Below are 24,214 nucleotides of genomic sequence, written 5' to 3'. Positions count from 1 at the left end.
GCTTCCGGGAATCAAGATTCCCGGAAGCCTCATGACAGCCACCGCTCAAAAAGCCGAAAACAATCGCCTGTTCGCTGTGGACCGCTCCGCAACCGGCCGGTTCTGGACGCTTGCGGATGCCGACGAGGCGCTGGTTCGCCGTCTTGCCCCGGCTGTTGGCGGATCAGACCTCCTGGCACGCCTCCTGGCCGAGCGTGGCGTGACCCCGGAAAGGGCGGATGCCTATCTCGCCCCAACCCTGCGCGAGTCATTTCCGAACCCGTCCAGTTTCGCCGATATGGACAAAGCCGCGGAAGTGGTATTCGACGCAATCCTTAAAAAACGACGCGTCACGGTCTTTGCCGACTATGACGTTGACGGCGGCACCAGCTCCGCAATCCTGGCGCGCTATTTCCGCGCCTGGGGGCAGGATCTCGGGCTCTATGTGCCAGATCGGCTGGAGGAGGGGTACGGCCCCTCACCGGAAGCTTTCCGGCACCTGAAGGAGACCGGATCGGACCTCGTCATTACGGTGGATTGCGGCGCCGCCGCTATCAGCGCGCTGGAAGAGGCCGAGCAGATCGGTCTCGACGTTGTCGTGATCGACCACCACCTCATGTCAGGACACAACCCACCAACGCTGGCGCTGGTGAACCCCAACCGGCCGGACGATACATCCGGGCAGGGGCACCTCGCCGCGGCGGGTGTTGTGTTTGTCTTCGTCGCTGCTCTGAACCGGCTGGCACGTCAGCGTGGTATCGCCCCGCCGGAGGGCTTGCCAGACATCATGGCGCAGCTCGACCTCGCGGCGCTCGGCACATTGTGCGATATGGCGCCGCTTCATGGCGTGAACCGTGCTTTCGTGCGTCAGGGGCTCGCCATGCTGTCACACGGCCAGAATGAGGGCCTGCGCGCTCTGGCGGAGGTCTCCGGCATCCAGAAGGTCGAGACGGTCTATCACGCGACGTTCATGCTGGGGCCGCGGCTGAATGCAGGCGGCCGCGTGGGAGATCCGTGGATCGCCGCGAAGCTGCTGGCAACTGACGACAGGGCCGAGGCCATCGCGCTGGCCGAGCAGCTCCATGGTCTGAATGAGGAACGCAAGGCCGTTGAGGCGTCAATTCTCGACCAAGCAATCATGCAGGCCGAGAAGGCATTGGAAAAGACCCCTGACCGGGGCGTCCTGATTGCCTCGGGCGAAGGGTGGCACCCGGGGGTCATCGGTATCGTTGCCGGCCGTCTGAAAGACCGGTTCCATCTGCCCAGTATCGTGATTGGCTGGGGCAAAGGCCTTGGCCCCGTCGCCAAGGGATCAGGCCGTTCGGTACCAGGCGTGAACATAGGCGATGCGATTGCTGCCGCTGCACGTGAGGGCGTCATCCTCTCGGGAGGCGGCCACGCCATGGCCGGCGGCCTCAGCCTGGAACCAACACAACTCAGCGCCTTTGATGACTGGATGGTCGCTCATATGGCGCAGTTTACCGCCGAGCGTGCCGCGGCACTGGAACTCGCCATCGACGCCATTCTGGCGCCCGGAGCAGCGACACCGGAACTTGTCGACCGGGTCGCGGAAATCGGTCCGTTCGGCGCTGGTGCGCCGGAACCCGTATTTGCCCTTCAGTCGGTCCAGATTTCCTACGCCCGGCAGGTCGGTGCCAATCACTGGAAATTCACAGCTGAAGACGCTTCAGGCCGTCTCGACTGCATTGCCTGGCGCGCTGTTGGCGCACCACTGGGCGAGGCGCTGCAACCTGGAAACCGCGTGCATCTGGCCGGGCGTCTCAAGGCGGATGAATGGAATGGCCGACGCCGCGTGCAACTGGACGTGATGGATGCGGCCAGTGCCTGAAATAATGTGCAGCAACCGTCACCAACATGGCTTGCGCAAGGCGCCGTCCCTCGCTATACGCCCATTTCTTCGAACCGGTGCGGTCCCTTCGTCTATCGGTTAGGACGCCAGGTTTTCAACCTGGAAAGAGGGGTTCGATTCCCCTAGGGACTGCCATTTTCTATCTCCTCGCATTTTTATCATGACATGTCCGGTTCCGGGCGCTGGCGGACACTGTTGATTCTGCGCGTGTCTGTGCATTGTCTGTTTCAGAGGCTGCACCGCCGGGCCGCTAAGGTGGGTGACATGTGTGACAGGGGCAGATCTAGCCACTAGAACGCCACCAATCGACATCAATTCGAGCGGATGGCCACGTGCTTCGACTGGAACTTCCCTGGACTGAGCCAGCCGAGCTCGCGCCCCGGCTGTATGGCTGGCCGGGGTTCGTTTGGTTGGACAGCGCCAGCTCAGGACATGGACAGGGGCGTTACTCCTATATTTCTGCCAACCCCATTTCCCGATTTCGCTGGGGCGACGGAGATTCTGCTGAGGAGTTCATCGGAGCTTTCCGGGCATGGCGAAATCGCTTCCGGGCCAGCGTGATCGCCGGCGGCGCGCCGTTCCAGGGCGGAGCGATCGGCTATATGAGCTATGATGCGGCAAAGATCTGGATGCAGGATTTCAGGTCGCGTCATCCAGATAGTGCTGACGATACGATCGAGTTCGCTCTGTACGACACTGTCATGGCGTTCGATCACCTTGAACGACGTCTGGTACTCTACTCGGCTGGTCTGCCTGGGCCGGACAAAGCGCCTGACGAGGCACTGGCGCAGCAACGCATCGAGGCCTTTTCGGAGGTTGCGGAGCATCAAGACGATCAGTCCACAGAAATAACTGAAAGTTCCACCGACTGGTCGCTCAGCTCAGACCAGGCTAAGTATGTTGATCACGTGGCTGCGGTGCGTGAAGCCATATTGGACGGAGAAATCTATCAGGCGAACATTGCAAGCCTGTGGGTCCGTAAAGCGCCATCGCAAACCGCGGCTTTTCATGATTACCTTGAACTGAGGAAGCAGACACAGGCGCCATTCTCCGCTTTTGGTACTTTTGCTGGCCGCACGCTCTCAAGTTTGTCACCTGAGCGTCTGGTGTCCATGACATCGGAAGGCAGTGTGCGCGCCGAACCCATCAAGGGAACGGCGCGCCGGTCAACGGACCCGGAACGGGATCGGGACATTGCCCGGGCACTTGCACGGTCAGAGAAGGATCGCGCCGAAAACATAATGATTGTCGATCTGTTGCGGAACGACCTCTCACGAGTATGTCAGCCGGAATCCGTCATTGTCAGCCGTCTTTGCGACTTGGAGAAATTGCCAAATCTTCATCACCTGGTTTCGACAATTGAGGGACAGCTTGCGCCAGCGTGCGATGTGCTGGACCTCCTTGGTGCGGTTTTTCCCGGCGGATCTGTGACGGGCGCTCCCAAACTTCGTGCGATGGAGATTATTGACGCGCTCGAGCCGGCTGCCCGGGGTGCCTTTTGCGGGTCATTCGGGTATCTCGGTTTTGATGATGCTTGCGATTTCAATATCATGATCCGAACGATCGATCACTTGCCGGATGGCGACAGGTATTGGTCGGGGGCGGGGCTGACGCTGCTCTCTGATGCTGAGGCGGAATGGGCGGAAGTCCAGCTCAAGGCAGAACGTATCCTGAGTTTGCAATCGCCTGTGGCGGCAGTCCAATGATCCTGGTACTGAATAACAGGGACAGTTTCGTGTTCAATCTGGCGCGGTGCCTGACGCTGGCTGGTGCCGATGTTGAAGTTGAGGATAGTGGCCGCATCACAATCAGCGACATCATCCGCCGGCGCCCGGAGGCGATTGTGATTTCGCCGGGGCCCTCAAGACCTGAACAGGCTGGCGTATCAATTGCGGCAGTTCAGACATTCGGGGCAGACTTGCCGATACTTGGTGTCTGTTTGGGGCATCAGGTCATTGCGGCGGCATATGGCGGCTCAGTCAGGCGGGCTCTGACGCCCTCACATGGCCGCATTGCCAATATTGCGCATCAGGGCAGGCATTTATTCAGGGAGCTTCCTTCTCCGCTTCCGGTCGGGCTCTACCACTCGCTCGCCGTTGATCTTGAGCAAAACGAGACGGGGCTGCAGGTGGACGCGACGGTGCCGGACGGAGAGATCATGGCCTTGTCTCATGTTGAGCACCCGGTCTTTGGAGTACAATTCCATCCGGAGTCGATCCTGACAGAGCAGGGGCAAGGTCTGCTTGGAAATTTCCTTCGTCAATACAGGTCTGTACCATGCCCTTGATCCGCCTCAGCCAGACCGTTTCATCGCGTGATACGGTGGTCCCGTTCGATATGACCGATCGGGGATTGCTTCTGGGCGACGGGGTGTTCGATACCTCCCTGGTGATCGACGGCCACATCGTTTTGCGCGCACAGCATTTTCTGCGCCTTCTCAAGGCTTGCAATGTCTTTGGTTTCGCTGTGAAGGAAGCGGAGCTGGAAGCCCTTGCAGACAGCGCGGTCCCGGATGGCGCAACAGGGGCGCTGCGTCTAACCGTAACACGCGGTCCGGGCGCGCGGGGTGTTGCCAGCACGGGAACCTCAAAGCCAACCTTACTGGCATCCTTCACACCGCAGCCGGTGAATTTTCCAGCACCGGCAGTCCGTCTCGGGCTCAGTTCCATTCTTCGCAATCCGACATCGCCTTTGTCCAGGTACAAGACCCTCTCCTACGGCGACACGGTCATGGCTCAGAGACAGGCGCGGCAGTCAGGGTATGACGACGCACTCTTCGTGACGCCAGGTGGCCGGATTGCCTGCAGTTCGGTTGCCAATGTCCTGGTCCGGTTCGGATCGCGCCTGATGACGCCTCCGCTGAAAGACGGCGTTATCGCGGGTGTGATGCGGGGATGGATACTTGAAAACGCTCATCGCGGCGGCTTTGAGGTTTCGGAAAATAGTCTGAGCCTTGAGGACCTGAAGCATGCAGACAACGTCTTCCTGACGAACAGCCTGCGCCTGATGCTGGCTGTCAGGAGCATCGATGATGTGGCCTTTGATCCGGTGCTGCCGCCAGCATTGACGGCGCTGATCGATCATCTCCTTCCCGATCTGCCGGGCCGGGACGCGGACTGAAAATCAAACCGTTGCTCTGCTGGGGCCGTATTGGAAGGAGCGGTGTCCCAAGACTGCCTTGGTTCTCCAGGGCTGGGCCCATATATGTTAAGTCAGGTAACGACTCACGCAGGAGCGCGTATGCAGCCGGTCATTTTCAAGGGATTTGCAGGAACTGCGCTGAAGGGCGATGCGTTCGGCTCACCGGATGATCCGGCGGTCCTGCTGATCCATGGCGGCGCACAGACACGCGCTGTGTGGGATGACGTTGCTGACGCTTTGGTAAGAGCCGGGCGTTACGTGATCCGCATAGACATGCGCGGCCATGGTGAAAGCGAATGGCCTGCAGATGGGCGCTATGATTTCGAGTCGTTTGTGGAAGACCTGCGCGCGGTACTCGCCCAAATGGCGTCCCGCCCGGTGGTCGTGGCGGCGTCACTTGGGGGCTGGGCTGCCACTGCGGCATTGGGTGAGGAGGGAGCGCATCTTGCGGCTGGGCTGGTGCTGATCGACTCCGTACCGGATATGGATTTTGACGCAGCGTGCCGTCAGGAGAATTTGCCCGGCGGCAAGCCGTGCTTTGATCCTGCGTTCACAGATACGTTCGATCCCGAAGCGGCGGTAGATCGCGTTTCCAGTGCAGCCGGTCAAATCAAGATGCCGGTCCTCTTCGTAAGGGGAGCGAAGAGCGAGCTTTCCGGGGCTGACGAAGCAAATCGTTTTCTGGGTCATTTCGAAAATGTCGAATATGCCGAGATCCGGGAGGCCGGTCAGATGGTCGCCGCGGAGCGGGCGGACATGTTCAGCGCCACATTGCTGGACTTCCTGGAGCGCAGGGTGCCTCGTTTCGCACCTGAGTATCGTCAGGGGTCTGACGCCAGAACACTGCGTGATGCGCTCGGCTGTTTTGCAACCGGTGTGACCGTCGTGACGACGCTCGACCAGGAGGGGCAACCAATTGGGTTGACCGCGAATTCATTCACATCGGTTTCGCTCGAACCGCCGCTTCTTTTGGTTTGCATCGCCAAATCGGCAGGTAGCCTGGCTGCCATGGAAGCGGCAGAGAACTTCGCTGTGAACGTGTTGCACATCGGCCAGCAACCAACTTCAAATCTGTTTGCAAAGTCAGGCGAAGACCGGTTTTCTGGCACGCCATGGAGCAGGGGGCACAATGGTGCGCCACTGCTTTCAGGGGCGTTGGCCAATTTTGAGTGCCGCCGCTTCGCCCTGCATGATGGGGGGGATCATGTCATCCTGATCGGTGAGGTGGTCCGCGCCCGATTTGAACCGCGACGCGACCCGTTGCTGTATTTCCGGGGCAAATACCGCCGTCTGCACTTTGCTTGATGTTCCGGGGCGAGGTTAGGTGTTGAAGAACGCTTTGACCTTTTCAATATCGTAGGGCCGCTCTGTCAGGTTCTCTTCATCCCACTCACTGCGCGGTTGGGCAAAGAAATCCCCGCCATAAACATGGATCGCCCCTGTTGGGCGTCCCAAAGGGTTTGTTACAGAGTGAATGATGTCCTTGCCGAGAGGAGCCACGTCCCCTTTGAGCAGAGTGCGTGCGCCAGCGGCTTCCACCCGTGACGAGTCGTCCTTTAGGCGGCGCCAGAAGATATTATCTTCCCTTCCGGTATAGATGCCGATGATCGCCCACATTTCGTGATTGTGCGGCATCAACGTCGCGTGGGCACCCCAGATCACATTCAGAACCGTTAGCGTATCCGACCTGTGAAGCACATCGATGCCCGCGCCCGCCGGTTCGCCCACAGCAGCTAGGACTGCATCGGGGTCATGGAAGGCCGCTTCCATCACTTCGAGCACAGTGCGGTGGGTCGGATCCGCGGATACGGCATCACGGCAGTCGGAAACAAAAGTACTGACGTCAAACATGGCTTTTTCTCCAGAGGAGAAAGTGTCCTACCGCTTGGGGGTTACGTCAATCCTGTGGAAGATCAATCCGGCGGGCGGCTTCGGCCAGAACCCGGGTAATGTCGATCGCATTGGTCTTGTGTGGCAGGGCGTTTGTGGTGATCACCTGGGCTGCGCCTGCCGCAATTAGCTGCTCATAGGCGTCCTCTGCAAAAATGCCGTGTACCGCGCAGCAAATGGGACGCGGCTGCCCATTCTCGCAAAGGGCGCGAACCAGCGTCGCCAGCGTTGTGCCGGAGGAGATGATGTCGTCCACGATAACTGGTGTATGAGAGCCGGCATCCACGCTGGCGGGCACATCTATCTTGACGTTCTTGTCACCCATTCGCGTTTTGCGGAATACGTCATATGGCGCATCGCAAGCCTCTGCGATGGCACGAACCCATTGCTCGCTTTCCTCGTCCGGGCCGTAGATGATTGGCTGCTCGATATGGGTCTTAATCCATCTGGCCACAGGCTCTGTCGCGTGGGCGAGTTCGCCGGGAATGGTGAACACATCATCCAGACTCGCAAGCCGGTGCAGATGCGGGTCCAGGGTTGTGACCCAGGACAAGTGGGCCGAAAGGAGCGCTCCAATATGCCGGGCACTGATGGACTCCCCGCGATTAAATGCAACGTCTTGCCTGAAATAAGGCATGTAAGGTGCGATCAGGCCAACCGATCTGGCACCGAGATCTTGTGCTGTCATCGCAGCGAACAGTAGCGGTACGAGCTTCGGGTCAGGTCGGTCAAGGCAATCGACCAACGCAATATGACGGCCATCCGGCGGCGTTAAAAAGCGGAGATAACTCTCCCCATCCGGAAACTTGTGAAACTCGATTTCTCCAATATCGGCACCCAGCTCATGAGCGAGGGGGGCGGCGAGGTGTCCCGTACCGGGAAGAAAATAGAGAAGGTAACGTGTCATCTGGTCAGCTCAATGATGTCTGGGTTGGATTTTACATAGTCGAGCACATAGGAAAGTTCGCCAATCGATTCCGTGTGCAATGTGTACAAAGGAGTGCCCTGCCGGACGGTGTCGCCAATGCGCACATGAAGGTCGAGACCGGCGGCCTTGTCGTCCGGCGCTCCGGCCAGTTTGGCGACGCGGGCAAGACGGTGATTGTCGATAGCGGCCACGCGTCCGCTGCGTGTCGCATTTACAGGGCGCTGGTATTTGGCGACGGGGGGATCGAATATTCCACCTTGCGCTTTGCAGATAGCGAGAAACTTTTCCCAGGCTCTGCCACTGTCCAGCGTCTCGGCCGCGCGCGCGATACCTTCTCCTTCAGGAACTTTACCGGTGAGTTCCAGTACCGCCCCTGCGAGACTGAGGGATTTATCCCTCAAGTCCTGCGGCGCATCCGGAGAACGCGACAGCACGGCGCGCACATCGCGGGCCTCCAGCGCCGGCCCGATGCCACGCCCAATGGGCTGAGATCCGTCGGTGACTTCGATACGCAGTTTCAGGTCGAAGGTCAGAGCGACCGTCCTGAACAGATCTGCAAGGTCCCTGGCCTGGCCACGATTACGTATCTTTGCAGTCGGGCCGACGGGAATATCAATCACGACATGCGTTGCACCCGCCGCAATCTTTTTGGAGAGAACCGAAGCGACCATGGAACCGGCGGAATCGAAGTTCAAAGCCCGTTCCACGCGGATGATCGCTGTGTCGGCGGGCGAAAAGTCGACGGCATCCCCCCAGATAAAGCAGCCGCCTTCCTTCTCTATCACCCGGCGCAGTTCATCCCGGTTCAGGTCCACGCGAGTCAGCGTTTCCATCGTGTCTGCAGTCCCGGCAGGCGAGGTGATCGCACGCGAGGATGTTTTCGGGATGAGGAGGCCATTGGCAGCGACAATCGACACGACGATCGGCGTCGTCCGGTTCGCAGGCAGGCCGCCCACACAGTGCTTGTCCGCCACCGGGGTTACGCCCCAGTCTATTCGCTCTCCCGTGTCGATCATGGCACGGGTCAGGGAAATCACCTCCCGTGTTGCAAGTGGCTTTGCAGCCGTTGCGGTAACGAAGGCCGTAAGATGGATATCCGAATAAGCCCCTCTCACGATGTCGCTGACGACGGCCCGGATCTGGTCATCGGTCAAGCCATCATCGAAAATGCGTTGTCGGACAAAAGACAAAGAGGCAAGCGGGGGTGCATGCGTAATGCGCACCAGAGCGCCATCTTCCAGGTCCAGCCGTTCCCAGGCCTGGTCGGTCAAGCCGACGGACCCGACAGGTAACCAATCTTCCGTGACTTGATACAGCGTCGCAATCACAGACTTGTCGCCATGAGTCACTGTGACCTGGCTGTGTGCGCTCATACCTTCCGATCGGCAGACCGGACAGTCGGCATGTACGAGGGCGATCAGCTCATGCTGCGTGAGCACCCCAAGGCGCCGAGCCCGCATCTGGTTGGCGGTGTCGTCTTTCATTTCAGCCGCACTGTCTCGCCTTGTTCAGGCACCTTGCAGGACCAATCAAGTTCTTCATTGATCCTGTGGCGCAACGTATCGGACGCCGTTGCTTCTCCATGCACAATGAAGGTTTCCTTGGGGGGCTCGCTGAAATTGCGGAGCCAGCGTAACAACTCGTCCGCATCTGCATGGGCGGACAGCATGTGAAGGTTCTGAACTTCTGCATTTACTTCAAAATAGCGGCCGTGAATTTTGACTTTTTGTACACCTGCCAACATGGCCGCACCACGCGTTCCACCCGCCTGGAATCCGGCAAAGAGGATCGTGTTCCTGGCATCTGGTGCGTAGGTCTTCAGATGGTGCAGGACACGCCCACCGGTCGCCATGCCAGACGCTGAGATAATGATCTTCGGCATCAGGTCAGTATCGAGTTTCCGGGACTCTTCGCTTTGGCGCGTATAAGTCGCCACATCACAGGCCGCGCGAGCCTCGTCCTGGGTCAGCTTGTGGGCTGCAGCGTGACGTACGAACAGCTCACTGACATTTATGGCCATCGGACTGTCCAGATAAACAGGCATTTGTGGAATGCGTCCGGCTGCGCGCAGGCGGCTGATATGGAACAGAAGAGACTGTGATCGCCCCACGGCGAAAGACGGGATAATGACCGTGCCGCCACGTTGGAAGGTGCGGTTGATGATCGCTTCGAGAATATCTTCCGGATCCGTCTGAGGGTGTACTGAGTCGCCGTAAGTGGATTCCACAAGGACATAGTCGGCTTCGGTAATCGGAGCTGGATCGTGCATGATGGGGTTGTTGTACCGGCCAAGGTCGCCAGAGAAGGCGATCTTGTTGTTGCCGGTATCCAACAGGATTGAAGATGCTCCGAGAATGTGTCCGGCTTCTATGAATGTCGCGCTGATACCTTCGCCAAGATCAACCCTGTCATTAAACCCATGCGTACGGAAATGTTTCAGGCAAGCCTCAGCATCAGCTTGTGTGTAGAGCGGCAATGCCGGGTGATGACGTGAAAAGCCTTCGCGGTTTGCCAGTTCTGCCTCATGTTCTTGGAGGTACCCGCTGTCCGGCAACAGGATGTTGCACAAGTCGCGCGTCGGTGTCGTCGCATGGATATGCCCTCGAAATCCTTTTCGCACCAGCAGTGGCAAATACCCCGAATGATCAATGTGAGCATGGGTCAAGACAACAGTGTCGATATCGGAAGGCGGGATAGGCAACGGCTTCCAGTTGCGGTTCCGCAGTTGCTTGAAGCCCTGGAACAGACCGCAATCGACCAGAATGTTGCGGTTATGGGTCTCGATAAGGTATTTTGAACCAGTTACAGTTCCGACGCCGCCGAGGAAGGTGATCTTGTCGGTCATGTTTGAGCCTTTTCATACTTCGGATGCCTGGCCATCAAAGGCGATACCGGGGTGTTTCACAAGCGGGTCATTCGTCGCCAGTACCGGTGGGGATTACGGATAGCCGCCAAAGGTGTATCGACGCTAAACCCATTCGTTTACGAGCCGGGAGGACGCATTGGAGCCACCCCAGAGTATTATGACGCTGGCGGCGAACCTTTTTGCTGCATTGGCGATTGGCTTGATTGTCGGGCTTGAGCGCGGCTGGAAAGAACGCGGTGATCCAACGGGGAGCCGTGTTGCGGGTTTTCGCACCTTCGGCCTGATTGGACTGGTGGGCGGTCTTGCTGCGTCGCTGGACCCAGGAAACGGGTTCGTGATTTCAGCAGGCGTTATCGGTCTTGCCCTATTACTGCGTCAGGGTTTTGAGGCGCACATCGATGAAACAAGAAATGTAAGCGCCACAACCATGATTGCGGCGCTCATTACCTTCAGCCTGGGAGCGGTTTCCGTAAAACTTTCGCCTTTGCTGGCAGGTGGCGGCGCCGTCGTGACAGCCTTCATTCTTTGGCTCCGCGAACCGATGCACGATTTGCTGAATCGGATTGACGCGAATGAAATGAGCGCATTTTTGCGTTTGCTGCTGATCTCCATTGTGGTTCTGCCAGCCATGCCGGATGTCGGGCTCGGACCCTACCAGGTTATCAATCCCCGCCACATCTGGTGGATGGTGGTATTGATCAGCGGTCTCGGGTTTATCGGCTATGTCAGTGTGAAGGCACTGGGCGAGCGTGCCGGGGTGGGATTGCTGGCGCTTGCAGGCGGACTTGCGTCCTCTACCGCGGCGACACTGTCGCTGTCTCAGTTGTCCAAAGCTGGAGGCCGGGCATCAGCTTATGCGGGTGGCGTCGCAATGGCATGGTCCGTTATGGTCATGCGTACAGTATTGATTGTTGCTGCCATCCGCCCGGCGCTGTTGCCGATGTTATGGTTGCCAATGGCCGCAATGCTCACGGCAACACTTCTGGTCGCTGGCGCCTTGCTATGGCGCCAGCCGTCCAAGACCGAAGCCAAGCTGGCATTGCCGAACCCTCTGGACCTGAAGTCTGCGATTGTGTTTGCGGCGGTTCTGACGCTTGCGCTCGTCCTGTCGCGTGTTGCACAGGCGGCCTGGGGCGAAAGTGGCGTTTTCGGCGTCGCCACAATTGCCGGGGCAGTGGATGCGGATGCGGTGACCCTTTCAATGGGACGGTTGAGCGCGGGAGAATTGTCAGATCAGGTGGCGGCCCGCGCAATTGTCATCGGCGTTGTGGTCAATACGCTTTTCAAAGTCGCCCTCGCGCTTGGGGTAGGGACGCAACGTTTCCGAAACATGGTCCTTATGACCGGTGCAATCACCATCTCGTCAGGTTTGCTTGCGGTGACAGCCGCGCTCTCGTTTGGCTGGCTCTGATACTTTCAGGTTCTGTTGATCAGCGCCTCAATCTCTGTGACCGTGCGATGAGCATGGTCGCCTGTTACAGTCTGTTCGATACGGCTCAACGTATGTTCGTTTAGTGATTGCCGCAGGGTTCCCATGGAACGCGGATCGGCTACCAGAACAAAGCGGCGCCCGGGTTCGGCAGTTGCCCAGCCGTCCATTTGTTTCGCCAGCGCGCCAATAAATCGCTTTTCTTCCTGTTCGTGCCAGTCTGTATTTTCTGCAGATGAGGTCTGCCCATCCGGGCTCTTGAACCGGCCTGGCTTGTCCGTTCCTTGCTCATGCGTGGGCGGATTGACGTGATCGTCGAAACTGACGATGCGCAGGTCCAGCCGGTCCGTATCTCCCTGGTTTTCGTAGACAACGTATTTGCCGCCATCGCAAACGACGACCCAATCTCCGTTTCTGAGGTGCATCACCAATCTCCCTGTTTGTTTCCTCCGGAGAGAAGAATACCGCAGGGTAGCTGAGATGACGATGCGTAACTTTCCGGACGGTGTATCAGCCGGATGTCGTAACGGCGCTGTCAATCGCACGGTTCGCTTTGGGAGCTGTGCGGATTTTCACTTTCGCGCCACGCTCCAGTTGGCGCGGCGGGTGAACAACGACACGGGTTCCTTCTGTAAGGCCACCGAGAATTTCCGCATAGGTTCGATTGGTGTGCCCCACCGAAACGCTACGCCATTCAGCCCGTCCCTTCGAGACAACAAAGACCGCCCAGCCATCGGCATCACGGAACAGGGCAGACATGGGAACAACCAACCGGTTTGTGCCTTCCCAAACAGCGATATTGGCGACGAAGCGGTAGCCATGGCCGAGATTTTGCCGCGCAGACGGATCATTCAGGTCCATGATGATATTCACGCGCTGCTCTTCAATGCCGAGGGCGGAAACCTTGGTGAAGCCGGCCGGCTCTACACGCCGTACCCGGCCAGGCAGAGGAGGGCCTCCCCAGTCCGTGAACATAACAGGATCTCCCGGCTTCACACGCACAGCCTCCTCGGAAAGAAAGTCGGCGACGCATTCCAATGAATTCAGGTCTCCAATTTCGACGATGGGCGTACCCTGTGCGATGGGGCCTTCGCTTTCACGGTCGACCGCCAGGATCTGGCCTGACAAAGGGGCGATAATGGTGACAGTGTCGCTACCGTTTTGGGTTTCACTGGGCATCAGAGCAGCGCGAGCCGCAGCCAGTTGCTGCCGCCGCACGCCAATCACGGCTTCGCTGGAGCGCAAGGCAAGGTAGCCTTCGCGTTCGGCCGCTTCGGCATTGTCGACGGCCTGCTGAGAGATGGTTGCAGACACAAGCAGCTTTTTCGCACGATCAAGATCACGTTTGAGACGGTTGTGTTCGGCGCGCAAGCGTTCGGCGTCGGCGCGCGCGGCGGTGAGGGCTGCTTCGGCGGAAGATACATTCGACTCGAGCTGCGCGGTCGTGCGCGCGGGCAGAAGCGGCGGTAGCAGGGGGCGGATCGTGGAGATAACAGTTTCGCCCACTTGCACCTGATCGCCGGGTTCGACGTCCACGCGGGACATCGTCCCATCAAGTGGCGCAGAAAGAACAAAGACGTCGCGGACTCTGGTCATGCCATCGTCCGAGACGGTGACGGTCATGTCATCCCTGGTGACGTAGGAGGCATCAATTTCCACGGCGCGCGGCGAGAAAGCCCATGCGAAGCCCAACAAGGTCAATACGGCAAGACCGATCCAAATTCGAATTCGGACTGATGGCATCTTTATTCCCTCGTCTTCAGTACCGCGATCAGGTCCAGCGACCGGACCCTCCGGACTACAAACAATGCTGCGATCGTTGATGACAACAGGACAATTAATGCCGCAATGCCAAGCGTTGATGCGTTCACGGTAACAGGAATCCGATAAAGTTCCGTTGCCATGGCTGTTGCAATCAGGTGGGCGAGAGCAACTCCGCCAATGCAACCCAGAGGGATTCCGATAAGGGCCACGATCGCCAGTTCGCCCAACAGGATGTATCCAACTTCATTGTTCGTGAAGCCCAATACGCGCAAGCTGGCCAGCTCCCGACCCCTTTCCGTCAGGCTTATGCGCGCGGCATTGTACACCACACCTGCGGCGATCGCTCCGCCGATCACGGCGTAGATCCCCATCATGATGTAGATCGTTTCCTGAAGGGTCTCTTCGAACGAGGCGATGGCTGCCGCGCGTAGCGAGACTCCTGCAATGCCGGGCCGCTCAATCACGCTGTCTTCGAATTCCTTCTGTCGTCGGGGGTCCAGTTTCAGGTAAGCGCCGGACACTGTGGGCGGTTGATCAAGCAGGGCGTTCATCGCCGTCAGGTCCATGAAAGCCGGTGTGCCGACCGCTTCATCGATGATTGCGGTGACTGGCAGATCGGCTACCGGGCGGGTAGCGTCCAGAATATGGGCAGTCACGGTATCTCCCGTCGTCACATCGAGCATGCCAGCCAGCTGAGAAGACAGGACTATCCCGGCGGATGGCATATCGACATACCGTCCGTCTGCAGACAGAACGCGCCTTAATTGTGCATCAGAAGGCAAGCCTGTGATGCTGACCCTTTCTGAGCGGTAGCCCGATACCAGTCGTGCTGGTACATCACGCACCCCTTCCGCTGTCATCACCCCGGGCAGGCGGGAAAGCTCTGAGACGGCTGCTTCGTTGCGGGCTTCGAAAAAAGTCACCGCAGCATCGTGTGCATTGGTTCGAAAGAACATCTGGTCCATCATGTCGTCGATGGCATCGAAGCTGAAGAGGGTGCCGATCAGCAGCGTTACGGCCGCCGCGATACCGAACAGGTTCGCCGCCGTGCGTGCAGGAAATCGGAAGATGTGACGCAGGATTAGCCGGGTCGGTTCGTCGAGCCAGCGCATCTGAAGAATGTAGCGGAGCCAACCCTGATGGTAATTGACGGGCGGAGCGGGTTGCATGGCTTCGGCGGGCGACAGTCTTGCCGCGCCGAGCGATGCGCTCATTGAGCCGGCAATGGCTGACCCGAGTGCGGCAATGGCTCCGGCGACCAATGCAAATCCGTCCACGCGCCATGTGAGGTCCGGAATGCGGAATGTCTCTGCATACAAATTAGTGATGAGATTTTGGAGGACAAAGCCGAGGGCGAAGCCTGCAATCACTCCTCCCGCCGTGATGGCGATCGCGAATTTCAGATAGTGCCACGTTATTTCGCTGCGAGAATAGCCGAATGCCTTGATCAGGCCGATTTGCTGGCGCTCTGTCTGAATTAATCGGTTCAGGATGGAATGTATCAGGACAGCTGAGACGATCAGGAAAACGGCGGGAATGATCTGCGCCATTGTTTTCAGCTGGTTCATTTCGGAATCGACGAACGCATTCGACAATTGGTCTGAACGGTCAAAGGCGCCGGTTCCCCCATATGGGGCCAGCACGTCATCCGCCAGGTCAATAACAGTGTCGGTGTCGGTCCCGGGCGCGACAGTCAAGCTGACATTGTTGAAGGCCCCGTCCAGATCGAAGGCGGCTTCCATTGCACGGCGGCGCATCCAGAAGATACCGAATAAACGGTCGTCCGGCAGTAGCGTGCCTGGGCCGAGTGCGTAGATGAATTCCGGACTGTCGCCGATGCCGACAATGGTAAGAGATCTGAGGCGTCCATTCATCACCGCTTCAATGGCGTCCCCGGTGTCCAGACGATTGGCCTCAGCGAAGGCGTTGGAGATGATGATCTCATCGGGCGAACGCGGTTCCGGATAACGTCCCTGAAAAAGGACAATGCGGTTCAGAATGCTTTCGCCTTCATCCGGCAGAGACACAATCTGCGCATTGGCGGGTTCTTCGACGTTCTGGATACGAAGAATAACAAGCCGGACGATGCGTGTTTCTACCGTCTGCACGCCACTGATCTCGTGCAGCCGCGATGCGATGTTTTCCGGAGCGCGGCGGACAGATGCGAAGACGTCGGCGAAGCGATAGCGTTCATAGTAAGCGTCGCGGCTGGCGCTCAGGGTGCTGAGCGTGCCGAGCGCCATCACCATGATTGCGACGCCACAGGCCACGATAATGCCGACAGCGATTACTTGCCCGCGCATATGCCAGATGTCGCGGAGCAATTTGATATCGAGAGGCGAAAGGCCCTTCACCACGATATCTCCGCAGGCTTGAGACGCCGATTGGGTTTTGTTTCTTCGATGATTTCTCCGTCCTGCATGCGCAAAACCCGGTCAGCAATGTCGCCGATACCAACATTGTGGGTGATAATGAGCATGGTTGTGGAGAGTTCCCGGTTTACACGGTCCAGTGCTTCGAGCACGTGAATGCCGGTTGCGCTGTCCAACGCGCCGGTTGGCTCGTCGCAGAACAGGATCTGTGGTCGCTTGGCGATGGCGCGGGCAACGGCGACGCGTTGCTGTTCCCCGCCGGACAGCTGCGCCGGGAAATGTTTTACGCGCTCTCCCAGGCCCACAAGCTCAAGCGCTTCATCCGGTTTCATTGGATGGTTGGCGATCTCGGTAACCAGCGAAACATTTTCGCGCGCTGTCAGGCCGGCAACGAGATTGTAGAATTGAAATACAAAACCAACAGATCTCCGGCGGTAGCGTGTAAGCTCTGCGTCGTTTGCGTGGGTCAGGTCTTTACCTTCGAACTGCAGCGAACCAGAAGTGGCCCGGTCCAGGCCGCCGAGGATGTTCAGCAGGGTCGACTTGCCGCTTCCCGAATGACCGAGCAGCACAACCAGTTCTCCGCGCGCCAGGGTAATATCCACTCCGCGCAACGCCCGGACGGCCACTTCACCTGTCATGAAGGTGCGTTCCAAGCCTTTGCCTTCCAATAAAATATCCGGTTCGGCAGGCGGTTGGCGAGTATTTACGGTAGTGGTCATAAAAGAAATTCCACCCTAACGCGTCGTTTATAACCAATAGTTCCAGGAATTTCTGCTACGTAGGGACGCGTATTGAAACAGAAGTTTTTCCGCTATGGTGTGTTACCAGATCGGTTTTACCAGAAATGGAGATTTCAAGTGAAAATCAAGGATATCAGCGTCTGCATGGCCTCACCCGATGGTGACAAGGCGGCTTACGATTTTGCTCAGGCGCTTGCCTCGGCCAATAATGCACATCTGAGTTGCGCGGCGTTCACGGTACTGCCGCCAATGATCCTTGGTTATGGAGATGGGTCAGCGGGTGAAGTTTATGCGTCCATTGTTCAGCAGACGCGGGACACCATGTCCGGTGCCTGGGCGAAGTTCGAGGAACGTTTGAACACTCAGGACCCGCCTGTGGAAATGCGCCGCATTGAGGCGTTCCCAAACCGGGTTGAGGCGTTGTCAGCGATGAATGCACGCCATGCAGATATTGTTGTTGTCCGGGCTCCGGGAAAATCCGATGAGCAGCCTCATGCCGACATGCTGGAGGGCGTTTTGCTTGGTGGCGGCCGGCCCGTACTGATTGTGCCGGAAGGGTGGACCGGAACGACAGTCGGGAAACGCGCCATGATCGCATGGGATGCAAGCCGCGAAGCAACCCGGGCCATGCATGACAGTCTCTTGTTGATGCAGGATGACGCAAAAGTCTGCGTTACGACGGTGGACGCGAAGCCGGGAGATACCGGCCACGGTGCCGGTCCGGCATGGGATATCGGTGCACACCTCGCGCGGCATGTCGCTGATGTGGAAGTCAGGAATGAGGACAGCATCGGACGTTCTACCGCCGAGGCGCTCATGGATGTCGCAACCTCTTTCGACGCGGACCTGATCGTTATGGGGGGGTATCGCCACTCCCGCTTGCAACAGGCATTCCTGCCGGGTGTAACACGCACTCTTCTCAGCGAGGCAAAAGTGCCTCTGCTGTTGTCGCACTGACGGGGGATCGGATGAAGAAAGTCATTCAGGGTGATCGCGCCTTTGACCTGACCATAGACCCGGAAGTCGCTTATCGGATCGCTGTACTTGCCCAGTCCTATCAAGGAGAGGGCATCATGCCGATGGAAGAGGACGATGTGGTCGATAGCGATATCGGGGACGATCCGATAACGGATGTTGAGGCCATCGCCGATGAGGCGGAGAACCCTCACGAGGACGTTTCGGACGATGAGCTGGAAGGGTTGATCCGCGGCCTCAATGTCGATGCAAAGCATGATCTGCTTGCCCTGATATGGGTCGGACGGGGTGACTATGAGGCCCGAGATTGGGCTTCGGCGCGCCGCGCTGCCCGCGAGGCTGAACCTTTTGATGTGACCGACTATCTGGAAGAATTGCAGATGGGGAGCGACTACATCGAGAATGCACTGGAATCTCTTGGCTATTCGCCACCGGATGAGTTGTCCTGAGATCGCGAGAGGAGGCCGGCAGTTGTGAATTCATTGCCGCCTCCGAATTCGCCTGCGCCGGTGTCAGAAAACATATGGCGCAGGAAATACCGGTTCGGGAGTGAAACCGGTGTTGAAGAGACATGGGAGCGCGTGGCGAAAGCCGTCGCAGCGGCCGAGCCTGTGGACCAGGACGTCTGGGCAAGCCGGTTTCATGAACTCTTGTCCGATTATCGGTTCTTACCAGGAGGGCGGATTCTCGCGAATGCCGGAACGGAGCGGAATGCAACGCTGCTGAACTGCTTCGTTATGGGGCGATTGGATGACTCTATTGACGGCCTGTTTGACGCCCTGAAGGAAAGCGCGATTACATTGCAGGCTGGGGGTGGGATCGGTCTTGATTTTTCACCGGTCCGGCCCGCAGGCGCCGCGGCGGTGCGCACAGGCAACATCGCCAGCGGCCCGGTTTCTTTCATGCATCTCTGGGATGCAATGTGCGAGACAATGACTGCCGACCGGGCCCGTCGCGGCGCCATGATGGCCGTTCTGCGTTGCGATCATCCGGATATCGAAACTTTCATCGACGCTAAAATTCAGACGGGCGCATTGTCCCGCTTCAATTTGTCTGTGCTTGTGACTGACAAGTTTATCCGGGCTGTCGATGCCGACTCGGATTGGCCGCTTGTTATTGAGGGCCAGGTGATCCGTGTTCTGAAGGCACGAACACTGTGGATGAAAATTCTGCGCTCTGCCTTTGATACGGGAGAGCCTGGAATCCTGTTCATCGACCGTATCAATCAAGAGAATAATCTTGGTTATACGGAATCGATTCACGCGAGCAATCCATGTGGGGAGGTGCCGTTGCCACCCTATGGGGCGTGTGATCTTGGCTCACTCAATCTGACGCATTTTGTTCGCCAGCCGCTTACGCCCGACGCGACGTTTGATTTTAACGAGGTGGCCAACGCCGCGCGGTTGGGTGTGCGCTTCCTGGATAATGTTCTGGATGTTTCTCACTACCCATTGGATGTGCAGGCGCAGCAAGCTCACGAGAGCCGACGTATTGGGCTCGGCATCACCGGACTTGCCGATGCGTTGATCATGTTGGGGCTGGCCTATGACAGCAATGACGGACGTGAGTTCACTGCGCGCGTTCTCGGTACAATGCGGAACGCTGCCTATGAAGCATCTGTTGAACTGGCAGATGAGAAGGGCAGTTTCCCTTTGTTCGAAAAGGACGCATTCCTGGATCGTCCATTTACGAGGCGTCTTCCGGAAGAATTGAGACGTGCAATCCGCAAGAAGGGAATCCGCAACAGCCATCTGATGGCGGTTGCCCCGACCGGATCGATCAGTCTCCTCGCCGGAAATGTTTCTGCAGGCATAGAGCCTGTCTTTGCGTCTAATGTCAGTCGCCGCATGCGAAGATCCGATGGCGGGTATGATGTGGTCGACATAGAGGATTTCGCTTGCCGCTTCTGGCGGGAAACGGGCGGAGAAGGATTACCGCCAGCGTTCGTGACAGCAGGCGGTTTATCGCCTGAAGCCCATCTCGCCATGCAAGCAACCGCGCAGGACTTCATCGACAATGCCATCTCAAAGACGATCAACGCAAACGCCGACATAGCTTTCGAAACATTCGCGAATGTATACCGAAGGGCTTACGATTTGGGTCTCAAGGGTTGTACGGTTTATCGTCAGGGCAGCCGGGGGGAAGATGTTCTCACGACCGTGACGGAAGGCGCCAAGTGTATGTCGGATACATGCTGACCCGCGAGGTCTTTCCTGGGTGTAATGTTGCAACGCTAGGCGTTCTCCCGCAGCGCGACTAGAATGGTGCCTCTGACTGAAAGGGATTCACATGCTTGTGCGACGTAATGGACTTCTCGCTTCCGGCCTCATGACAGGTCTGATCATGCTTGCGGCGTGTAACTCAACGTCTGTCCCCGATGCCGACGATTCTGTGTCTGTCGCACCTACAGCGGAGGAAGATGGCGAAGAGTTTGCCTATGACAGTAAGGTGAAGGTCGGCAAATTGATTGCGGAAACTCGCTGTTCCACTTGTCATGCGATCGGCCCGACCGGGAGCAGTCCGCATCAGGACGCCAAACCTTTCCGGCAATTGTCCGAGAATTATCCGGTCCGGAATCTTGAGGAAGCGCTGGCGGAAGGGATCGTCGTCGGTCACCCGGACATGCCCATGTTCGTACTGAGCCCGTATGAAATCGACGCGCTGATCACTTATCTGGAGAGCATCCAGGAGCCACACCCAGCCTGAGCCTTGATGCTAGTCACTGCGCGTCGGATCATTAGTCGTTTCTGTCGAAAGATCCGGGTCCAAGGTGACGCCCGTGACCTGGCGCTCCAGCATCCGTACGATCGGTGGTGGCCAGCTGCCCTGGTGCAGCGTGTGGAGGATGATGAGGTTGTCCCTGTCGGCATGCGTACGGCGTTCATTGTGCAGGACATAATCCATCCAGCGGCCGAACCTGTATTTCTCGATCCAGACATCGGGATCACTCAAATCCCGGACCAATGCCCAATTGCGGGCCCCGTCACGTAAGCGCACCCGGCGGCTTTCATTCATGGCCGCCAGGAACCGCGGCACATCTTCTTCAAGTATGCGATAGTGCACTGCTATGTGGACCGGTCCCGCTCGGGGTTCGATCGGCAACTCGACATCTGGGACTTTCCAGCGACCGACCAGTTCCAGATTGAGGTCCTGTACTTCCGGCAGGCGAAGGAAGAAGCCCATGACAAGGCCTATGACCTGGACGCCCGCCATGATCAGGATTGCTTCTGCTATCCCATGCTGTTCCGCGAGCCAGCCACTCATCCAGCTTCCGCCCGCCATCGTCCCGAACACGCACATCTGGTAGAGCGACAGCGCCCGGCCAACGACCCAACGGGGCGCGGACATCTGAACCGTGACATTCATCGTTGCCATGGTCAGCAGCCAGCCCCATCCAAACACGATGAGTCCGCCCACGGTCAGGGCGAGCCATGGACTGAGTGCAATGACAATAGCCCCTGCAATCATGGCGATGACAGTCAGGCGGGTGGTGGCCTCGTTTGTCAGGCGTGCGCGCACAGGCCGGTTCGACAAGGCGCCGGCCACTGCGCCGATACCGAAGGAGCCTGACAGGATTCCGAAGGTCACTGCGCTGCCGCCAACAAGATGACTGGCCACCAGAGGCAGCAGCGAGGGGACACTGGCTGCAGCAAACCCGAACAAGGCCGAACGGAACAAGACACGCCGGATGGGAGGGGACAGCACGACATATCGCACGCCGGCAGTCATTGCGGTTCCCAGGTCTTCGCGAAGGGATGGCCTGGTCGGCTTTTCGGGACGCCAGCTGAACAGGACCCAAATGATCCCAAGATAGCTGAAGGCGTTGACTGTAAATGCCGCGGCCGATCCGAATGCTGCGACGATTGCGCCGCCAAGCGCCGGACCTGCGGTGCGGGCCATGTTGAAGCCCATGGAGTTCATTGCGACGGCGCCGGCAATTGTACCGCGGGGAACGATGTCGCCGACGGTTGCCTGCCATGACGGCGCGTTCATGGCCGTTCCGCAGCCGATCAGGAAGGTGAAGCCAAGCAATGCCCAGGGCGTCAGGTGCCCGAACCAGGCAAAGGCGCAGAGTGTAATGGACAAGACGAACATCCAGCTCTGGCAAACAAGCATGACAAGGCGGCGGGGATAATTGTCCGCGATCGCGCCGGAAAGCAGCGCCAGGATCATGATGGGCAGGGTCACCGATGCCTGCACGAGGGCGATCTGTGTCTTCGTGCCGCCCAGCTCGACCATCAGCCAGGCTGCGCCGACACTTTGGATCAGGCTGCCAAACTGCGAGGCCACATTTGCTACCCAGATCCGCCGATAAAGCGGGATGGAAAAGGGCGGCGGGGCGGAATTGTCTGGCATGATGTCCTGTAGTGAGTCTCGGCAGGCAATCGTGGAAGTGAATTCGGCGGGGTTCAAGGCTTCGTTTTCACGGTGTGCCGATCCGGGCAAGCCTCACGCCCCGTCCATTGCTGTGTAATACGCCTGCCAGCATTTCCGGCCGACATTGTTGTAATGGACCATTGTCTCCACCATCCGCAGGAATGCGTCTTGGTTGCCGAGTTCGGGTGGTAGAAGGGGATCGAAATTGATGGTGCGGATCACGGCCTGGCCGATCAGCAGTGATTCCCGCGCGGCCTGGTCACAGGGCAGGCTGGCCAGCCGTTCCAGGCTTTTCATCATGGCATCATTGGCTTCCGCATAGGTGTGAGCCAATTCGTCTGTCGACCAGAGGGATTCCCAGCGACCGCCTTCCGGAAGGGCCCGATCACTGACGCGCAGCAGAGAGATGCCATCGTCCGCCCCGATGCCAATCAGGTCTGCGCGATGGTCTTCAAGCCCGCGTGCCAGATTGGCTGGCCGAACCCAAAAGCCGGCGTCTGTCTCTTTGTAGCCGGACAGTGCGAGCGACCGCTCGCGTAATCGCAGCTGTTTGCGGTCAGTACGTCCAAGGTGCCCGGTCAGTGCAACCAGCCAGTCGCCGTTCCATGGAACGATCCGGCTTGCGACATCTTTCCAGCCTTGCACACGTCTGGTCAGCGCCTTCGATTTTGGTCCCGGCTTGTAGACGCCCCGGTCCGGGCTTTCCAGCAGGCCATCTTTCAGAAGACGGGTCACGGCCACGCGCAAAGTTGCCGGCTCGATGTCGAAAAGTGCTGCAGCGCTGATAAGGCGGCTGATCGATTGCGGCGCCGTGAACGCGCTGCTCATCAATGACAAGACCAGCGCACGAGGCGACACGTCTTTCGGATCGAGAGGTTTAAAATAATACACAGATTGACTCATACTGCTAAAGTGCGTAATATTCGTTAAAAGAGTTCAATGGGAGAAAACTGCCGTGGCGAACCAGCTCAAACTATCTGATGTGCTGACAAAAGACGAGTTGCGCGAATTGCGCCAGAAGTCTGACTTGAGGGCGTTTGCCACACTGAGCTGGAACTGGGCCCTGATCGCTGCGGCGTTTGCTGTGGCGATCATTTGGCCAAACCCACTGACCATCCTGGCGGGGATAATCATTCTGGGTGGACGCCAGTTGGGTCTTGGCATCATCAATCATGATTGTGCTCACCACGCTTTCTTCAAGAACCCGAAGGTGGACGAATTTGTTGGTCACTTTGTCGTTGGGGCGCCGATGAACATCTCGCTGCCGGCCTATCGGGCCTATCATCTCAAACATCACAAATATGCCGGCACGCCGGATGACCCGGATATCGTGTTTGTGAAGAATTACCCGGTCTCGAAGGACAGCCTTCGCCGCAAGTTCGTGCGTGATTTCACTGGACGTACCGGCATCCGCGACACGATTCGGAAAATCCGGAATTTCAAACTCTCGCGCAATTGGCCGTGGCTTTCATTCCACATCCTGCTGTTGGGGACGCTGACGCTGGCCGGAGCGCCGTGGGCATACCTGATGTGGTGGGCTGCGGAACTCTTTGTTTATCCGGCCATCGTGCGTCTGCGCCAGATTGGCGAACACGGCACCGCCAAGGACCGTACTCAACTGGATCCGCGTCTCAATACCGGTACCACGACGGCCCCGTTCTGGCAGAGGGTGCTGATCGCTCCGAATGATGTGAACTATCATCTGGAGCATCACATGTTCGCTTCCATCCCGCCTTACCGGTTGAAACGTTTGCACCAGTTGCTGGCTTCTCGCGGCTATTATGATGGCTTTGAATGTATCTCAAAGGACTATGTCGATGTCATCCGCCGTGCCGTGCGACCGGACGATAAACCGGCTATGGTGCCTGCAGAATAGGTCG

General features: G+C 58.2%; 21 protein-coding genes and 1 tRNA gene. 12 read left to right on the top strand and 10 right to left on the bottom strand.

Annotated features, from left to right (window positions below; all coding sequences use genetic code 11):
* The first annotated feature begins 31 nt into the window (after positions 1-31).
* The 6 genes from recJ to HAD_RS18245 all read left to right on the top strand — a co-directional run bounded on the left by recJ (position 32) and on the right by HAD_RS18245 (position 6,295).
* Complete coding sequence (gene recJ / locus HAD_RS16815; protein WP_051596429.1) at positions 32-1,828, top strand: single-stranded-DNA-specific exonuclease RecJ; 1,797 nt, start codon at positions 32-34, stop codon at positions 1,826-1,828.
* Between the two features lie 81 nt (positions 1,829-1,909).
* Positions 1,910-1,984: transfer RNA gene (locus HAD_RS16810), tRNA-Glu, on the top strand.
* A gap of 197 nt (positions 1,985-2,181) precedes the next feature.
* Positions 2,182-3,555: an anthranilate synthase component I family protein gene (locus HAD_RS16805; RefSeq protein WP_035573845.1), complete on the top strand. Its 1,374-nt coding sequence runs from the start codon at positions 2,182-2,184 to the stop codon at positions 3,553-3,555.
* Positions 3,552-4,136 (top strand): anthranilate synthase component II, encoded by a 585-nt coding sequence (locus HAD_RS16800; protein WP_035573843.1) that lies wholly within the window; start codon positions 3,552-3,554, stop codon positions 4,134-4,136. The genes HAD_RS16805 and HAD_RS16800 overlap by 4 nt, the downstream gene beginning before the upstream one ends.
* Positions 4,127-4,969, top strand: a complete 843-nt coding sequence (locus HAD_RS16795; RefSeq protein ID WP_051596428.1) for an aminotransferase class IV — start codon at positions 4,127-4,129, stop codon at positions 4,967-4,969. Before HAD_RS16800 ends, HAD_RS16795 begins: the two co-directional genes overlap by 10 nt.
* A gap of 30 nt (positions 4,970-4,999) precedes the next feature.
* The gene (locus tag HAD_RS18245) at positions 5,000-6,295 is read left to right on the top strand and encodes an alpha/beta fold hydrolase (protein ID WP_241765399.1); all 1,296 of its coding nucleotides are present in this window, start codon (positions 5,000-5,002) and stop codon (positions 6,293-6,295) included.
* A 15-nt stretch (positions 6,296-6,310) separates the two neighbouring features.
* Here HAD_RS18245 and HAD_RS16785 read toward each other — a convergent pair whose 3' ends face one another.
* Genes HAD_RS16785 through HAD_RS16770 form a run of 4 tightly spaced genes read right to left on the bottom strand, consistent with a single transcriptional unit; the run spans position 6,311 to position 10,653 of the window.
* Positions 6,311-6,841, bottom strand: a complete 531-nt coding sequence (locus tag HAD_RS16785; RefSeq protein WP_035573842.1) for a cysteine dioxygenase family protein — start codon at positions 6,839-6,841, stop codon at positions 6,311-6,313.
* Between the two features lie 46 nt (positions 6,842-6,887).
* The gene (locus tag HAD_RS16780; RefSeq protein ID WP_035573841.1) at positions 6,888-7,787 is read right to left on the bottom strand and encodes a ribose-phosphate diphosphokinase; all 900 of its coding nucleotides are present in this window, start codon (positions 7,785-7,787) and stop codon (positions 6,888-6,890) included.
* Entirely contained in the window at positions 7,784-9,292 is a 1,509-nt protein-coding gene (locus HAD_RS16775; RefSeq protein WP_035573839.1) for a thymidine phosphorylase family protein, read from the bottom strand. Before HAD_RS16775 ends, HAD_RS16780 begins: the two co-directional genes overlap by 4 nt.
* Complete coding sequence (locus tag HAD_RS16770; protein WP_035573837.1) at positions 9,289-10,653, bottom strand: MBL fold metallo-hydrolase RNA specificity domain-containing protein; 1,365 nt, start codon at positions 10,651-10,653, stop codon at positions 9,289-9,291. The genes HAD_RS16775 and HAD_RS16770 overlap by 4 nt, the downstream gene beginning before the upstream one ends.
* A gap of 178 nt (positions 10,654-10,831) precedes the next feature.
* Between HAD_RS16770 and HAD_RS16765 the strand changes: the two genes are divergently transcribed.
* On the top strand, positions 10,832-12,085 hold the full coding sequence (locus tag HAD_RS16765; protein WP_035573835.1) for an MgtC/SapB family protein: 1,254 nt from the start codon (positions 10,832-10,834) through the stop codon (positions 12,083-12,085).
* A 5-nt stretch (positions 12,086-12,090) separates the two neighbouring features.
* Here the strand turns inward: HAD_RS16765 and HAD_RS16760 are convergent, their stop codons facing one another.
* The 4 genes from HAD_RS16760 to HAD_RS16745 all read right to left on the bottom strand — a co-directional run bounded on the left by HAD_RS16760 (position 12,091) and on the right by HAD_RS16745 (position 16,961).
* Positions 12,091-12,528, bottom strand: coding sequence for a host attachment protein (locus HAD_RS16760; protein WP_051596426.1), 438 nt, complete (start codon positions 12,526-12,528; stop codon positions 12,091-12,093).
* Between the two features lie 85 nt (positions 12,529-12,613).
* A complete protein-coding gene (locus tag HAD_RS16755) occupies positions 12,614-13,846 on the bottom strand; it encodes an efflux RND transporter periplasmic adaptor subunit (RefSeq protein ID WP_084332033.1) in 1,233 nt (410 codons plus the stop codon).
* A gap of 2 nt (positions 13,847-13,848) precedes the next feature.
* Complete coding sequence (locus HAD_RS16750; RefSeq protein WP_051596424.1) at positions 13,849-16,224, bottom strand: ABC transporter permease; 2,376 nt, start codon at positions 16,222-16,224, stop codon at positions 13,849-13,851.
* Positions 16,218-16,961, bottom strand: coding sequence for an ABC transporter ATP-binding protein (locus HAD_RS16745; protein WP_084332032.1), 744 nt, complete (start codon positions 16,959-16,961; stop codon positions 16,218-16,220). The genes HAD_RS16750 and HAD_RS16745 overlap by 7 nt, the downstream gene beginning before the upstream one ends.
* Before the next feature lie 72 nt (positions 16,962-17,033).
* Here HAD_RS16745 and HAD_RS18240 point away from each other — a divergent pair, with 72 nt between their 5' ends.
* From HAD_RS18240 to HAD_RS16725, 4 genes are all read left to right on the top strand, one after another.
* Positions 17,034-17,939, top strand: a complete 906-nt coding sequence (locus HAD_RS18240; RefSeq protein ID WP_156942321.1) for a universal stress protein — start codon at positions 17,034-17,036, stop codon at positions 17,937-17,939.
* Between the two features lie 11 nt (positions 17,940-17,950).
* Entirely contained in the window at positions 17,951-18,406 is a 456-nt protein-coding gene (locus HAD_RS18235; RefSeq protein WP_051596422.1) for a DUF3775 domain-containing protein, read from the top strand.
* Positions 18,407-18,430: 24 nt separating this feature from the next.
* Positions 18,431-20,155 (top strand): adenosylcobalamin-dependent ribonucleoside-diphosphate reductase, encoded by a 1,725-nt coding sequence (locus HAD_RS16730; protein WP_051596421.1) that lies wholly within the window; start codon positions 18,431-18,433, stop codon positions 20,153-20,155.
* 91 nt (positions 20,156-20,246) lie between these two features.
* Positions 20,247-20,663, top strand: coding sequence for a c-type cytochrome (locus HAD_RS16725; protein WP_051596420.1), 417 nt, complete (start codon positions 20,247-20,249; stop codon positions 20,661-20,663).
* Between the two features lie 9 nt (positions 20,664-20,672).
* On the opposite strand, the gene HAD_RS16720 is transcribed toward HAD_RS16725, so the two are convergent.
* Together HAD_RS16720 and HAD_RS16715 are read right to left on the bottom strand one after the other, a co-directional pair.
* Positions 20,673-22,313, bottom strand: a complete 1,641-nt coding sequence (locus HAD_RS16720; RefSeq protein WP_035573834.1) for an MFS transporter — start codon at positions 22,311-22,313, stop codon at positions 20,673-20,675.
* 93 nt (positions 22,314-22,406) lie between these two features.
* Positions 22,407-23,225, bottom strand: coding sequence for a hypothetical protein (locus tag HAD_RS16715; protein WP_241765398.1), 819 nt, complete (start codon positions 23,223-23,225; stop codon positions 22,407-22,409).
* 64 nt (positions 23,226-23,289) lie between these two features.
* Here HAD_RS16715 and HAD_RS16710 point away from each other — a divergent pair, with 64 nt between their 5' ends.
* The gene (locus HAD_RS16710; RefSeq protein ID WP_035573832.1) at positions 23,290-24,210 is read left to right on the top strand and encodes a fatty acid desaturase family protein; all 921 of its coding nucleotides are present in this window, start codon (positions 23,290-23,292) and stop codon (positions 24,208-24,210) included.
* The last annotated feature ends 4 nt before the right edge of the window (positions 24,211-24,214 follow it).

It is taken from the genome of Hyphomonas adhaerens MHS-3 (assembly GCF_000685235.1).
GTDB lineage: Bacteria > Pseudomonadota > Alphaproteobacteria > Caulobacterales > Hyphomonadaceae > Hyphomonas > Hyphomonas adhaerens.
The sequence above is the reverse complement of the archived record's forward strand: the minus strand, read 5'-3'. Positions and strand labels throughout refer to the sequence as shown.

Excerpts from the sequence above, each read along its gene's own strand:
- HAD_RS16780 (WP_035573841.1), bottom strand. The coding sequence starts at position 7,787 with ATGACACGTTACCTTCTCTATTTTCTTCCCGGTACGGGACACCTCGCC.
- HAD_RS16720 (WP_035573834.1), bottom strand. The coding sequence starts at position 22,313 with ATGCCAGACAATTCCGCCCCGCCGCCCTTTTCCATCCCGCTTTATCGG.
- HAD_RS16795 (WP_051596428.1), top strand. The coding sequence starts at position 4,127 with ATGCCCTTGATCCGCCTCAGCCAGACCGTTTCATCGCGTGATACGGTG.
- recJ (WP_051596429.1), top strand. The coding sequence starts at position 32 with ATGACAGCCACCGCTCAAAAAGCCGAAAACAATCGCCTGTTCGCTGTG.
- HAD_RS16785 (WP_035573842.1), bottom strand. The coding sequence starts at position 6,841 with ATGTTTGACGTCAGTACTTTTGTTTCCGACTGCCGTGATGCCGTATCC.
- HAD_RS16725 (WP_051596420.1), top strand. The coding sequence starts at position 20,247 with ATGCTTGTGCGACGTAATGGACTTCTCGCTTCCGGCCTCATGACAGGT.
- HAD_RS16755 (WP_084332033.1), bottom strand. The coding sequence starts at position 13,846 with ATGCCATCAGTCCGAATTCGAATTTGGATCGGTCTTGCCGTATTGACC.
- HAD_RS16760 (WP_051596426.1), bottom strand. The coding sequence starts at position 12,528 with ATGCACCTCAGAAACGGAGATTGGGTCGTCGTTTGCGATGGCGGCAAA.
- HAD_RS18235 (WP_051596422.1), top strand. The coding sequence starts at position 17,951 with ATGAAGAAAGTCATTCAGGGTGATCGCGCCTTTGACCTGACCATAGAC.
- HAD_RS16770 (WP_035573837.1), bottom strand. The coding sequence starts at position 10,653 with ATGACCGACAAGATCACCTTCCTCGGCGGCGTCGGAACTGTAACTGGT.
- HAD_RS16775 (WP_035573839.1), bottom strand. The coding sequence starts at position 9,292 with ATGAAAGACGACACCGCCAACCAGATGCGGGCTCGGCGCCTTGGGGTG.
- HAD_RS16800 (WP_035573843.1), top strand. The coding sequence starts at position 3,552 with ATGATCCTGGTACTGAATAACAGGGACAGTTTCGTGTTCAATCTGGCG.
- HAD_RS16745 (WP_084332032.1), bottom strand. The coding sequence starts at position 16,961 with ATGACCACTACCGTAAATACTCGCCAACCGCCTGCCGAACCGGATATT.
- HAD_RS16765 (WP_035573835.1), top strand. The coding sequence starts at position 10,832 with ATGACGCTGGCGGCGAACCTTTTTGCTGCATTGGCGATTGGCTTGATT.